We start from the raw sequence: 13,505 nt of genomic DNA, 5'->3' as shown, positions 1-13,505 counted from the left end.
CGACGCACTGCATATCAATCTAAATCGTTCACAACAGTGCGTCGTTGTGTGAGGTGCATTATAGAGAAAAATCAAAACCGTGCAAGCACTTTTTGCAAAAAATTTTAAAAAATTTACCGCTTGTTGAAAACACATACATAAAACACAAAATTACGCCAACAAGCGGTTTATTTTTCTCCAAATTTTGTAAATTAGAGTTTGCTTAAATCCACTAATGCATCTGGTTTAATATCAGCAATAGTACGATTGCTGGTTAATGTCATCGCTACACGCATCTCTTTTTTGAAAATGTCGAGCATATTTTCAACACCTTGGCGACCTGCTGCCCCTAAGGCATAAACAAATGCTCGACCTAACATTGTTGCATCTGCCCCCAGTGCTAACATACGTACTACATCTAAACCATTACGAATACCTGAGTCAGCAATAATTTTAATATCCCCTTTTACCGCATCAGCAATCGGTGGTAACGCTCTTGCACTTGAAAGCACGCCATCTAATTGACGACCGCCGTGGTTAGAAACCACAATGCCATCAGCACCAAAACGCACGGCATCTTTCGCATCTTCTGGATCGAGAATGCCTTTAATCACCATCGAACCATCCCAAAACTCACGAATCCACTCTAAATCCTTCCACGAAATCGATGGATCAAAGTTCTCGGTGAGCCAGCCAATATAATCATCTAAGCCAATTTGTCTGCCCATATAAGTTGAAACATTGCCCAAAGTGTGCGGTTTGCCTTTGATACCCACATCATACGCCCAGAAAGGGTGAGTAAAGCCTTGCAACACACGGCGAATTTCTTTGTAAGGACCGCTCATGCCTGAGTGCATATCACGATAACGCGCCCCTGGGGTTGGCATATCTACGGTGAATACTAAGGTTGAACAGCCCGCGGCTTTGGCTCGCTCAAGGGCATTTTTCATAAAGCCACGATCTTTCAATACATAAAGCTGGAACCACATCGGGCGTTTAATCGCCGGTGCCACTTCCTCAATCGGGCAGATTGATACCGTTGAAAGCGTAAATGGTACGCCTTTGTTATCTGCCGCTTGTGCTGCTTGCACTTCCCCACGGCGTGCATACATACCGCACGCCCCAACGGGTGCAAGAATGGTTGGCATTGAAAGTTTCTCGCCGAATAATTCAATGCTAGTATCCAACTCCGACATATCTTTCAACACACGTTGTCTTAATGCGATGTTTTCCAAATCGCTCACATTGCGGGCGAGTGTTTGCTCGGCATAAGAGCCACCATCAGCATAGTGGAACATAAAAGGAGGAACACGGCGGCGTGCCGCTTCACGATAATCGCTGGCTGATGAAATAATCATTTTAACCTCTTTGAACTCTGTTAATAAGAAAGTTATCAGAGTGTAACACTAATTTAACAAGATTAAATGCTAATTATTCTTATTTTGAGATCTAGATCACAGTTTATTTTGAAGGAATAACAAAAAACCGCCCCTAAAGGCGGTTCTATGATAAAATCATTCCCGTGCTATCGGCGACCTAGGTAGAATGCTACCTGACCGTAGCATACTGCTTAGCCGCTTAGTCTTGTAGCACTAAGGGGGTGATTTATGTGAAAACATCAGAAGTTATTGCTCTGACAATTCTAGCTTTATTGCTAGTAGGGGCAATCAGTATAAGAGTATTAGCGATACTGGATTTACTGGTTGCAATGTTTAACTAAATAGCCTAACGGCTAGGAAGGGGATAGGGTCGCAACCTGTCCCCGACCTTCCGATATTGTATGCCCTACCCTATAAAATATCAAGATAAGATATTTCTTAATACAACAAGATTATTATTGGATAAATGTAATTCCAACCCCAAAGGGGTTGAATTGTGCCTAACCGAGGGTAACTTGTTACCCTCGGCAACACATTAGCTTATCGCCATTGAACGACAATCTGCCCTTTAGTAGCATGCTTCTGCTCAATAATTTTTTTAGCCGCACTTATGCTCTCTGCTTTTACTTTTTGAGTTGTTTGTGTTCTACTTGTGCCATCGGCTTTCGCATAAGTATAAGAAATGTTAAACTCCTGCATTGTTTTTACCTCATATTAAAAATTAACTTTTAACCACTGCAATCACGCTTCCCATCGGGTACATTGATTTTGCTTTTTGACGAGCCTCACTCACACTATGAGCTAGAATGTTAACCAACATTTTTGAACCATAATCACCTTTCGCTTTGAGAATAGTAATTCGATAATTGCTCATAATTATTTCTCTAGTTTATCAATCACTTTTCTAGCAGCTTCTTTTTGCTCCGATGTGGTGTTTGGATTATCTAATATTTGTTTAGCCGCCTGTGCAGTCATTGCAATCCCAATATTCCCCACACCTTTAACTAAAGCTGCCGTACCATGAAATGCTTTATTCATAAGACCTTCTTCTTCACAGAATTTTTTAAAACTGCTTGAAAAATCAAAAAATGCCATAGTTTTCTCCTAAAATGGGTTATTTCTTGATTCAAATTGTAATTCAGGCTAAAAAATGCCACAATCAACAAAATGTGAAGATTACCTACCCAGATTTTGTATATATAAATCCAAAAAGTAGTGAACAATGAAAACAAATGAAAAGATCCGTCAGCTAAGAGAAAGTCGTCAATGGACGCAAGAAGAAATGGCAACAAAATTAAGTATGTCAACTAATGGATATGCTAAAATTGAGCGTGGCGATACACGTTCAAACTTGGATAGATTAGAGCAAATTTCAGAAGTTTTTGGCATTGATATCGTTGAATTATTAGCTTATGGAGAAGATGGAAAGATTAACTTAACTAATTCAGCAAATAACAACCATTATTCTTGTATCGCTTTTGGCGATACAGATTTAAAATCAGAAATTCAACGTTTATTGCTTATTATTTCTCATAAAGAAGAAATAATAGAAAGCCAAAAGAAAGAGATTAAGCTATTAGTAGAAATGAATGAACTCTTAAAAAATAAATAGATAAGATTTATTGGTAATGTGTGCGGATTAGTATAATCCACACATTTTTTGCAAATCTCTATAAAAATCCTACCGCTTGCGTGCATGAACTTCGTCCACACCCCCTACAAAAGAAAACCCCAACCGTTTAGTTGGGGTTTGGTTTAACTGGAATAAGTTATCTTCTGCGAGAAAGTTGTGAATTAACGATATCGTAAACACGTAATTTCGCAATTTCACGCGAGAGTTTGGCAGAAAGATCTGCGTTGTTGCTATTGCTGAGCTTTTCTTCGGCTTTGCGTTTAGCGGCTAAGATACGTTGTTGATCTAGCTCTTCACCGCGGATTGCCACGTCTGCAAGAACGGTTACAATCGTGGGTTGCACTTCAAGGAAGCCACCTGATACATAGATGAACTCTTCTTTGCCATCTTCTAACGTATATTTAACCATACCTGGTTTGATGGAGGTAAGAAGTGGAACGTGTCCTGCATAGACACCTAATTCCCCATCAACACCTGTTACTCTAACGCTCACGACTTGCCCTGTGAAGATTTTTTGCTCAGCACTCACGACATTGAGTTCAAATTGCGTTGCCATATTGTTCTCCTATTTTCCTCTTCGGATGTTCCTAATCGGGTTAGAGAACAATTACATTTTGCTCGCTCTTTCAACTACTTCGTCGATTGAACCTGCCATATAGAACGCTTGTTCTGGGATGTGGTCGAACTCGCCTTCTAAGATACCCTTAAAGCCACGGATGGTGTCTTTTAATGATACATATTTACCTGGTGAGCCTGTGAATACTTCAGCAACGAAGAACGGTTGTGATAAGAAACGTTCGATTTTACGCGCACGTGCTACCACAAGTTTATCGTCTTCAGAAAGTTCGTCCATACCAAGAATCGCGATAATGTCTTTTAACTCTTTATAACGTTGTAATGTACCTTGTACACCGCGTGCTACGTTATAGTGTTCTTCGCCTACCACTAATGGGTCTAATTGGCGTGAAGTTGAGTCTAATGGATCCACCGCTGGGTAGATACCAAGAGAAGCAATGTTACGGCTTAATACGACGGTTGAGTCTAAGTGTGCGAAAGTTGTTGCTGGCGATGGGTCAGTTAAGTCATCGGCAGGAACGTAAACCGCTTGCACCGAGGTGATAGAACCAGTTTTGGTTGAAGTGATACGCTCTTGTAATACACCCATTTCTTCTGCTAAGGTTGGCTGATAACCTACCGCAGATGGCATACGACCGAGAAGTGCTGACACTTCCGTACCTGCTAGGGTATAACGGTAGATGTTATCGACGAAGAATAATACGTCACGACCTTCATCGCGGAATTTTTCCGCCATGGTTAAGCCTGTTAAAGCTACGCGTAAACGGTTACCTGGTGGTTCGTTCATTTGACCATACACTAACGATACTTTATCTAATACGTTAGAGTCTGTCATTTCGTGGTAGAAGTCATTACCTTCACGAGTACGCTCACCTACCCCTGCAAATACAGAGTAACCAGAGTGTTCGATCGCGATGTTACGGATTAACTCCATCATATTTACGGTTTTACCTACACCTGCACCACCAAATAAACCAACTTTACCCCCTTTTGCGAATGGGCAGATTAAGTCGATAACTTTGATACCTGTTTCGAGTAATTCCGTGCTATTTGATTGCTCTTCGTAGCTTGGTGCTGCACGGTGGATTGCCCAGCGTGCTTCTTCACCGATAGGACCTTTTTCGTCAATCGGCTCACCCAATACGTTCATAATACGACCAAGGGTTTTAGTGCCCACTGGCACTTCAATTGGGTTGCCTGTATTTTCTACTTTTAAGCCACGTTTTAAACCATCAGACGTACCTAATGCGATACAGCGCACTAAGCCACCGCCTAATTGTTGTTGAACTTCAAGCGTTAAACCTGATTCAACTTTTAACGCATCATATACTTTTGGTACTGCATCTTGTGGGAATTCAACGTCAATCACCGCACCGATGATTTGTACAATTTTTCCTGTTGCCATTACCGTTCCTCTTTCACGTTTAAATTGCTGCGGCACCCGCAACAATTTCATTTAATTCATTTGTAATGCTTGCTTGGCGAGCTTTGTTGTACACTAATTGTAATTCGTCAATCAGTGTTCCCGCATTATCTGTTGCGGCTTTCATTGCTACCATTCGAGCGGCTTGTTCTGATGCCAAGTTATCAACGATTGCTTGATATACCTGCGTTTCTACATAACGAACGAGCAAAGTGTCTAACAACACTTGCGGATTCGGCTCATAGAGGTAATCCCACGAACCTTTGCTGTCTAATTCGTCATCGTCTAACTGCGGTAATGGAAGTAATTGTGCAACAACTGGTTTTTGCGACATCGTATTTTCAAAACGGTTATAGGCAATATACACCGCATCAACTTCACCTTCACGGTAAGCGTTGATCATACCGTTTACTAAGCCTACGATATTTTCCATTTCTGGTTTATCGCCTAAGCCTGTAACTTGTGCTTTAATGCTTAAGCCAATGTTTTGGAAAAAACCGACACCTTTTGAACCAACAATACCTAGCTCGACACTTACGTCTTTATCTTTCCACGCTTTAAACTCATTTAAAGTGGCTTTAAATAAGTTGATATTCAGACCGCCACATAAGCCACGGTCTGTTGAAACGATTAAATAACCGACTTTCTTAATCTCACGAGGGGTTAAAAACGGGTGCTGATAACCAATGTTACCTTTCGCGATATGGCTGATCACCTTACGAATCGTTTCAGAATAAGGGCGACTTGCTGCCATACGCTCTTGCGTTTTACGCATTTTAGAGGTTGCCACCATTTCCATTGCTTTCGTAATTTTTTGCGTATTACGAACACTCGCAATTTTGGTTCTTATCTCTTTAGCACCTGCCATAATTTTTCTCCGCTAACTGTGATTACCACACACCGTTTTGTTTGAAGTTTTCAACAATGGCTTTTAATTGATCTTTTATTGCGTCATTGTAATCGCCAGATTTTGCTAAATCCTTCATAAAATCAGCATGGTTGCTATTAGCATAAGCTAATAAAGCGGATTCAAATGAACCGATACGCTCTAACTCAACATCATCTAAGTAACCAAATTCAGCGGCGAATAACACTAACGCTTGTTCACTCACTGGCATTGGTGCGAATTGTTTTTGTTTTAACAATTCAGTTACTTTTTGACCATGTGAAAGCTGTTTGCGTGTTGCATCGTCTAAGTCTGATGCAAACTGTGCGAACGCTGCTAATTCACGGTATTGTGCCAACGCAGTACGGATACCACCTGATAATTTTTTGATCGCTTTTGTTTGTGCTGCAGAACCTACACGAGAAACCGAGATACCAGGGTTTACCGCAGGTCGGATACCTGAGTTAAATAGGCTTGACTCTAAGAAAATCTGACCATCGGTAATCGAAATTACGTTGGTTGGAACGAACGCAGAAACGTCACCCGCTTGAGTTTCAATAATTGGTAATGCCGTTAAAGAACCTGTTTGACCTTTTACCGCACCGTTTGTGAAACGCTCAACATAATCTGCATTTACACGTGCTGCACGCTCAAGTAAACGAGAGTGTAGGTAGAATACATCCCCTGGGAATGCTTCACGACCTGGTGGACGACGTAATAACAATGAAATTTGACGGTAAGCAACCGCTTGTTTTGATAAATCATCGTACACGATCAACGCATCTTCACCGCGATCACGGAAGTATTCACCCATTGCACAACCAGAGTATGGTGCAAGGTATTGTAATGCTGCTGATTCTGATGCTGAAGCAACCACAACGATTGTATTTGCTAATGCACCATGTTCTTCTAATTTACGCACTACGTTTGCGATAGTTGATGCTTTTTGACCGATTGCCACATAGATACATTTTATGCCTGAATCTTTTTGTGCAATGATCGCATCGATTGCTAATGCAGTTTTACCTGTTTGACGGTCACCGATGATCAACTCACGCTGACCACGACCGATTGGCACCATTGAGTCCACCGCTTTATAACCTGTTTGTACGGGTTGATCTACCGATTGACGGTCAATTACACCTGGTGCAATCACTTCAACGGGTGAGAAGCCATCATGTTCTACTTCGCCTTTACCATCAATTGGCTGACCTAAGGTGTTTACCACACGACCTAATAAACCACGACCTACTGGTACTTCTAAGATACGACCTGTACATTTTGCCGTCATACCTTCTGCTAAGTCTGCATAAGGTCCCATTACTACCGCACCCACTGAATCACGTTCTAAGTTCAATGCGATAGCGTAGCGACCACCTGGTAATTCGATCATTTCACCTTGCATTACGTCTGCAAGACCGTGAATACGAATAATACCATCGCTTACTGAAACGATTGTCCCTGTGCTTTGAGCATCGCTCGCCACGTTAAACTGGGCAATTCGTTTTTTAATCAATTCACTAATTTCAGTTGAATTTAGTTGCATTTTTTATTCCTCTTACAAGCTCAACGCTTGGCTTAATCGTTCTAACTGACCACGGCTACTACCATCAATCACGACATCATCATATTGGATGATAACGCCCGCAATTAACGATGTATCAATTTGGCTCGTTAAACGCACTTTCTGACCTAAGCGTTTCTCCATCGCTTTCGCAATTTTATCGGTTTGTGCTTGACTTAATTCGGTTGCTGAAACCACTAAAACGTCTTTTACTGCTTCATGTTCTGCACGCAATGCAAGATATTGTGCATAAACGGTTGGTAAAACAGCTAAACGTCTGTTTTCAGCCATCACACGAATGAAATTTTGCCCATATTGGTCAAGTTGGTCGCCACAGATATTGCAAAAGAAATCTGCAATTTGACCGCTTGCAAGCGCACCGCTGATGTACTCTTCCACCTGCTCATTTTCAGCAACAAGGGCTGAAAACTGTAACATTGCTTGCCATTTATCCAACTGACCTTGCTCTAAAGCAAAATCAAAAGCTGCTTTAGCGTAGGGGCGAGCTACTGTACTGAATTCTGACATCTGCCCCACCTTATTATAGTTCTGCAACTAGCTTATCAATAATGTCATTGTTTGCCGCACTATCTACTGAGCGACCAACAATTTTCTCTGCACCAGCCACTGCCAATGCAGCCACTTTTTGCCGAAGCTCTTCTTGAACTCGTTTACGTTGGCTTTCTACTTCTTCGTAACCTTGCTCAATAATACGCTGACGTTCTACTTCAGCTTCTGCTTGTACAGATTCCAAAATCTCATTACGTCTTTTCGTTGCTAAATCAATAATTTTTTGAGCTTCTTCTTTGGCTTTAAGGATTTCTTTATCAGCTTCAGCTTTTGAATCTGCTTGCTCTTGTTTCGCTTTTTCCGCTGATGCCAAAGCGTTAGCAATGTTTGCTTGACGCTCTTCAATCGCTTTAATAAGCGGTGGCCATACATATTTCATACAGAACGCCACAAAAAGGACGAATGCAATAAGTTGACCAATTAGTGTTGCATTTAAGTTCACAACGCCTCCTATAAAGTTAGTTAAATTACCCGAAGGTAACGCCTATTATTTATAGGGATTAGCCTAATAAACCAATAAATGGGTTTGCGAAGATGAATAATAATGCGATACCAACAGCGATCATTGCGATAGCATCTAAAAGACCAGCAACGATGAACATTTTAGTTTGTAAGCTGCTTGCTAACTCAGGTTGACGAGCAGAAGACTCTAAAAATTTGCCACCTAAAAGTGCGAAGCCAATTGCAGTACCAAGTGCTGCGAAAGCTAATAAAATTGATGCACCAATAATAGTTGCTGTGATTACTGATTCCATAATGTTCTCCATTAAAAGATTGAGGAATTAGCCTAACGGCTAGGGTTTTGTTTAAGTTAAAGAAAAATACAAGCGGTCTAATTTTTGCAAAATTTCACTAAAATTCCACCGCTTATGGGTTCGTTTAATGATCCGCTTTGTTATAAGCGATACTCAAGTAAACAATCGTTAGCATCATAAAGATAAAGGCTTGGAGTGTAATAACCAAAATATGGAAAATTGCCCAAACTAAATGCAATGGAATACCCAATGCTTGCAATGCAAAATTGTCCGCCATATACATTACTGCAATTAAGATGAAGATTAACTCACCTGCATACATATTACCGAATAGACGGAACGCTAATGAAATCGGTTTTGCTAATAATGTTACGCTTTCAAGAATGAAGTTGACAGGAATAAATGCCCAGTGATTAAAAGGGTGAAACGTATATTCTTTTACTAAACCACTAAAACCTTTTGATTTCACTGTATAGAAGAGAATTAAGGCAAACACACAAATTGACATACCCAGTGTTGCACTAATATCTGCCGTTGGTACCGCACGTAAATAGTGAACACCGAACAATCCAGCAAATTGAGGAAGAAAATCAACAGGAACTAAGTCGATGGCATTCATCACAAAAACCCAACAGAAAATAGTTAATGCTAATGCAGCCACTTTATGACGAATATGGTGTGATGCGTGAAGGTTATCTTTTACTAAACCATCCACCCATTCGACCACCATTTCCACAAAACATTGCAACTTACTTGGCACGCCAGTCGTTGCACTTTTTGCCACTTTGCGAAATACAAATAAGAAAATCAGAGCGGATACGATAGAGAAAAATAACGTATCTAAATGCACATTCCAAAAGCCTTCACCTGTGGTTGCAAACGTAAGGTGGTGACCAATATATTCAGCGGTATTTCCAGCCATAATTTATCCTTGATAAAAATATAAAAACTAGGTTGTATGCCGTTCGAGCACTACGGGTAACACGATATTTAACAGTAATGCCACAAAATAACCAGCAAAGAAAAACAGCACTTTTAACGCAGGAAGTAATATAAAACTCAAGATAATTAACACAATTGTTATCAACCATTTCATTCCCTCGCCCCAGTAGAAAGCGGTCATTTTTTGTTGAACTTTTGCTGATTTAAAGAAAATCCAGTAAACAAACACGCAATGCGGTAAAAAACTTGAAATTGCCCCCGCTAAAAACGAAAAATTAAGCTCGGATTGCACCGCAATCACAGCAAAGAAACTAAAAAAAATAATTACAGCTTCCCATTTTATCGCTTTGATATAACGCTGTTTGGCTCGATTGATCACAGCCGACATTGGCGTTCCTTTTTATTTTGTTTGTTCATTCAGAAAAATCTCCCGAATTATACGCTACCATTGTTGAGTTTCAACAAAAATCATACTAAAAAAGGGGAAGAAAATTGCGTTTTGTTAAAATTTAGTTAAAAAGTTCCTTTTTTAATTTTTTTATGTTTTAAAAGAATTACAAGTAATTACTTTTTTTGATTTTTTGTAAAAGATTAACTTATTTGAAACAGAAAAATAAAAGATGAAAAAGCGAGAAATAAATTCTCGCTTTATCTAAAAATTAAATTGCACGTGTGCCTAATTGGAAAATGACCACTTCGGCTTGACAGCTAAAGGTAAAGTTCGCATCAAGTTTGAAACCACCTTCTACCGCATTGATTTGACTTTCTACTTGATAGCCTTCATCAACCTCTTTCGCTTTTGCATTTAAACGTGCTAATGCTTCTTGAGCTTCCGCTTCAGAGCCATAAACACGCTCAACTTGAGCCGTCACTTCGCTATTATCTAAAATAGAACCGACATCAAAAGTGTTGCAACCTGTGCATTCAATTGGTTTTTCGTTTTTCATAACATATCCCTTTTTAAAAAAGTGGATATAACTTTAATACTAATTAGTTAGAGGGTCAAACGCAGATTAAAAATTCTATGATCTAACGCAAAAGACTAATCTAAAAGATTAATGATCCCGAATTTGATGCAAGAACCGTTTAGTGCGTTCGTGTTGCGGATTTTCAAATAACGCTTTCGGCGACCCCTGTTCCACAATCTCCCCGCCATCCATCACCACAACCACATCAGCAACGTCTAAGGCAAACTTGATCTCATGCGTGACCACTACCATCGTCCAGCCTTCATTCGCCAACTCTTTCATTGTGTTCAACACATCTTGTACAAGTTCGGGGTCAAGTGCCGAAGTAGGCTCATCAAATAGCATCAGTTCGGGCTGAATTGCCAACGCACGGGCAATCCCAACACGTTGTTGCTGCCCGCCTGAAAGTTGGTAAGGGTAGAGCTCTGCTTTATCCGCTAACCCCACTTTCGCCAACAACGCCATTGCTTCTTGTTTAGCTTGTGCAACTGACTTTCCTTGCACAAATACAGGACCTTCCATCACATTCTCAATTGCCGTTTTATGCGGGAAAAGATTGTAATTTTGGAACACCATGCCCGATTTACGTCGCAATGCTAAAATGGCTTTTTTTGTAGGATTCACCCCAAAATCAACCGCTAGCGGTTGCTCATTTTCAAATTTAATTGTACCTTGCTCAGGCATTTCTAGTGCATTCAGACAACGCAAAAACGTCGTCTTGCCCGAACCTGAAGGCCCTAAAATCACGACCACTTGCCCTTTTTGAATATTCAGGTCAATACCACGCAAAATCGTATTGTTGCCAAATGTTTTATGGATATTCTTAATCTCGATCATCATTTTTCCTTATTTTGCAACAAAACGGTTAAAACGGGTTTCTAATTTTGCTTGAATGAGAAACAGCACCCAACAGAAGCACCAATAAATCACACCCGCTTCAATATAAACGGGCAAGAAATCATACGACATATTTGCCATTTGTTGAGCCACGCGGAACATCTCCGTTACGGTTACTACCGAAGCCAGCGAAGTATCTTTAAATAAGCCGATGAAAGTATTACTCAACGGCGGAACTGCCACACGAACCGCTTGCGGAGCAATTATACGACGGAAGGTTTGCATATAGGTCATCCCAATCGTATAGCCTGCCTCCCACTGCCCTTTCGGCACAGAAGAAATCGCCGCACGCACCGTTTCCGACGCATACGCCCCTATATTGAGCGAGAAGCCGATAATCGCCGCGGGAATTGGGTCAATAAATACCCCAATCGCCGGCAAGCCATAGAACACTACCGAAATTTGCACCAACATTGGCGTACCACGAATAATCGAAATATACACCTTCACAATCGCCAACGCGATGCGATGCAACACCCCATTCACAGGCGTTACACGAATTAACGCCACGCCCACTGCTAAAATCATCCCAATAATAAAAGAGGCAATCGCCAACGGAATAGAGACCAACACCGCCGCTTCCACCATCGGCCAAAAAGCATCAATTACCAATTTGACCCGCCCTTCATCCATAAACGGGATTTGAAGTAATAACGTTTCTAACACAGAAAATCCTTAAAAAATTGTTTTTCCCGATTGTAAGGAAAATTGACTGGGTTGCAAGGGGAGATTAACGAATTGTTACAATATAGAAAAACAAGCGGTCGAATTTGCAATTTATTTTACAAATTCGACCGCTTATTTATTTAGCTTAATGATGGATAAGGCATAAATTCGTTATTCTCGCCCCGTAATAACTCCATCAATTTAGGATGAATAAATAATTTATCTCTCCCAACAATTTGCTCACTCAAAACTCCTACATCACAAAGCTCTTTTAAGTATTTGGAGGCAGTTTGTCGTTTAGCAATGCCCGCTTGCTCTAAATTTGCTATGCGGGTGTAAGGCTGTTCAAATAATAACTCAATCAATTCCAAACTATAAAGATGAGGCAAAGATTGCTGAATATATCGCCGAGTTTCAACAGCCAGCGCCTTAATCGCTTCGATTTTATTTAGCGTCCATTTTGCGGTATTTTCAATCCCTTTTAAGATATAAATAACCCAATCTTGCCAGTTCTGATTGGCAGTTACCTCTAGTAACAAACGGTAATAATCCGCTTTATGCTCAATAATGTAACGACTCAAATATAAAATAGGTAAATGTAACAGTTCCTTTTCAATCATCAACAAGCTATTTAATACGCGTCCAGTACGTCCGTTTCCATCAGTAAAGGGATGAATTGCTTCAAACTGATAATGGGCGACAGCTAAAATAATCAGAGGATCTAAATCTTCATTGTAATGGATAAATTTTTCCCAATTAGCTAATTTATCACGAATAAGCTGTTCACCTTCAGGTGGCGTATAAATTACCTCCCCATTTGAACCATTACGCAATGCTGTTCCTGCCACTTTTCGGACATCCATTGCTCGGTTTTTAATCTCACTACAAACCAGTACCGCTGTTTGTGTGCAAAGCGGACGTTCTTTTAAGCTATTAAATCCAGAAAACAGAGCTGTACGATATTGCAGTACTTCTTTCGTTGCTGAGTCTTGTTCCTCACTATCAAGTTGCAATGATTGAAAAAGTTTATCTGTCGTAGTAACAATATTCTCAATTTCACTACTGGCTCGAGCTTCCATAATCGGTAAGGTATTGATTAACATCGATTGATTAGGAATAAGCTCCGCAGCCTGTTTGAGTTCAGCTAATGCGGCTCTAGCGTTAATGGCTTGCTTTAAAATTTCTTTGGTTTCCAACTCATCAACAGGAGGGAGATCGGGAAGTTGATTGTAAGCAAGTTTAGGATTCCAATTATTCATCTTTAAAA

The 13,505-nt window shown here is 40.4% G+C and carries 18 protein-coding genes; 1 reads left to right on the top strand and 17 read right to left on the bottom strand.

Annotation, left to right across the window (positions count from 1 at the left end):
• Positions 1-191: 191 nt before the first annotated feature.
• The 4 genes from lldD to B0185_RS09190 all read right to left on the bottom strand — a co-directional run bounded on the left by lldD (position 192) and on the right by B0185_RS09190 (position 2,453).
• Entirely contained in the window at positions 192-1,337 is a 1,146-nt protein-coding gene (lldD, locus tag B0185_RS09195) for an FMN-dependent L-lactate dehydrogenase LldD (protein WP_005706622.1), read from the bottom strand.
• A 561-nt stretch (positions 1,338-1,898) separates the two neighbouring features.
• The gene (locus B0185_RS10240) at positions 1,899-2,057 is read right to left on the bottom strand and encodes a hypothetical protein (protein WP_005706609.1); all 159 of its coding nucleotides are present in this window, start codon (positions 2,055-2,057) and stop codon (positions 1,899-1,901) included.
• A 22-nt stretch (positions 2,058-2,079) separates the two neighbouring features.
• Complete coding sequence (locus tag B0185_RS10235; RefSeq protein WP_005706584.1) at positions 2,080-2,232, bottom strand: hypothetical protein; 153 nt, start codon at positions 2,230-2,232, stop codon at positions 2,080-2,082.
• A 2-nt stretch (positions 2,233-2,234) separates the two neighbouring features.
• Positions 2,235-2,453: a hypothetical protein gene (locus tag B0185_RS09190; protein ID WP_005706619.1), complete on the bottom strand. Its 219-nt coding sequence runs from the start codon at positions 2,451-2,453 to the stop codon at positions 2,235-2,237.
• Positions 2,454-2,580: 127 nt separating this feature from the next.
• Here B0185_RS09190 and B0185_RS09185 point away from each other — a divergent pair, with 127 nt between their 5' ends.
• The gene (locus B0185_RS09185) at positions 2,581-2,970 is read left to right on the top strand and encodes a helix-turn-helix domain-containing protein (protein ID WP_005706589.1); all 390 of its coding nucleotides are present in this window, start codon (positions 2,581-2,583) and stop codon (positions 2,968-2,970) included.
• Between the two features lie 157 nt (positions 2,971-3,127).
• Here the strand turns inward: B0185_RS09185 and B0185_RS09180 are convergent, their stop codons facing one another.
• From B0185_RS09180 to fic, 13 genes are all read right to left on the bottom strand, one after another.
• Complete coding sequence (locus B0185_RS09180) at positions 3,128-3,547, bottom strand: F0F1 ATP synthase subunit epsilon (protein WP_005706621.1); 420 nt, start codon at positions 3,545-3,547, stop codon at positions 3,128-3,130.
• Between the two features lie 51 nt (positions 3,548-3,598).
• A complete protein-coding gene (atpD, locus tag B0185_RS09175) occupies positions 3,599-4,972 on the bottom strand; it encodes a F0F1 ATP synthase subunit beta (RefSeq protein ID WP_005706607.1) in 1,374 nt (457 codons plus the stop codon).
• A gap of 19 nt (positions 4,973-4,991) precedes the next feature.
• Positions 4,992-5,858: a F0F1 ATP synthase subunit gamma gene (gene atpG / locus B0185_RS09170; protein WP_005706601.1), complete on the bottom strand. Its 867-nt coding sequence runs from the start codon at positions 5,856-5,858 to the stop codon at positions 4,992-4,994.
• Between the two features lie 22 nt (positions 5,859-5,880).
• A complete protein-coding gene (atpA, locus tag B0185_RS09165; RefSeq protein ID WP_005706612.1) occupies positions 5,881-7,422 on the bottom strand; it encodes a F0F1 ATP synthase subunit alpha in 1,542 nt (513 codons plus the stop codon).
• 12 nt (positions 7,423-7,434) lie between these two features.
• Positions 7,435-7,968: a F0F1 ATP synthase subunit delta gene (gene atpH, locus B0185_RS09160; protein ID WP_005706623.1), complete on the bottom strand. Its 534-nt coding sequence runs from the start codon at positions 7,966-7,968 to the stop codon at positions 7,435-7,437.
• A 13-nt stretch (positions 7,969-7,981) separates the two neighbouring features.
• Positions 7,982-8,452, bottom strand: a complete 471-nt coding sequence (gene atpF / locus B0185_RS09155; RefSeq protein ID WP_005706594.1) for a F0F1 ATP synthase subunit B — start codon at positions 8,450-8,452, stop codon at positions 7,982-7,984.
• A gap of 58 nt (positions 8,453-8,510) precedes the next feature.
• Complete coding sequence (gene atpE / locus B0185_RS09150; protein WP_005706613.1) at positions 8,511-8,765, bottom strand: F0F1 ATP synthase subunit C; 255 nt, start codon at positions 8,763-8,765, stop codon at positions 8,511-8,513.
• 124 nt (positions 8,766-8,889) lie between these two features.
• Positions 8,890-9,687, bottom strand: coding sequence for a F0F1 ATP synthase subunit A (atpB, locus tag B0185_RS09145; protein ID WP_005706614.1), 798 nt, complete (start codon positions 9,685-9,687; stop codon positions 8,890-8,892).
• A 27-nt stretch (positions 9,688-9,714) separates the two neighbouring features.
• On the bottom strand, positions 9,715-10,095 hold the full coding sequence (locus B0185_RS09140; protein ID WP_005706610.1) for an ATP synthase subunit I: 381 nt from the start codon (positions 10,093-10,095) through the stop codon (positions 9,715-9,717).
• A 271-nt stretch (positions 10,096-10,366) separates the two neighbouring features.
• Complete coding sequence (locus B0185_RS09135) at positions 10,367-10,654, bottom strand: YfcZ/YiiS family protein (protein ID WP_005706598.1); 288 nt, start codon at positions 10,652-10,654, stop codon at positions 10,367-10,369.
• 108 nt (positions 10,655-10,762) lie between these two features.
• Positions 10,763-11,512, bottom strand: a complete 750-nt coding sequence (locus tag B0185_RS09130; RefSeq protein ID WP_005706615.1) for an amino acid ABC transporter ATP-binding protein — start codon at positions 11,510-11,512, stop codon at positions 10,763-10,765.
• Between the two features lie 9 nt (positions 11,513-11,521).
• Entirely contained in the window at positions 11,522-12,238 is a 717-nt protein-coding gene (locus B0185_RS09125) for an amino acid ABC transporter permease (protein WP_005706625.1), read from the bottom strand.
• A 140-nt stretch (positions 12,239-12,378) separates the two neighbouring features.
• Positions 12,379-13,497, bottom strand: a complete 1,119-nt coding sequence (gene fic, locus B0185_RS09120) for a protein adenylyltransferase Fic (protein ID WP_005706585.1) — start codon at positions 13,495-13,497, stop codon at positions 12,379-12,381.
• Between the last annotated feature and the right edge of the window lie 8 nt (positions 13,498-13,505).

It is taken from the genome of Haemophilus parahaemolyticus (assembly GCF_002015035.1).
In the GTDB taxonomy this organism is placed as follows: Bacteria; Pseudomonadota; Gammaproteobacteria; order Enterobacterales; family Pasteurellaceae; genus Haemophilus_A; species Haemophilus_A parahaemolyticus.
This window is presented reverse-complemented; position numbering and strand designations above follow the sequence as displayed.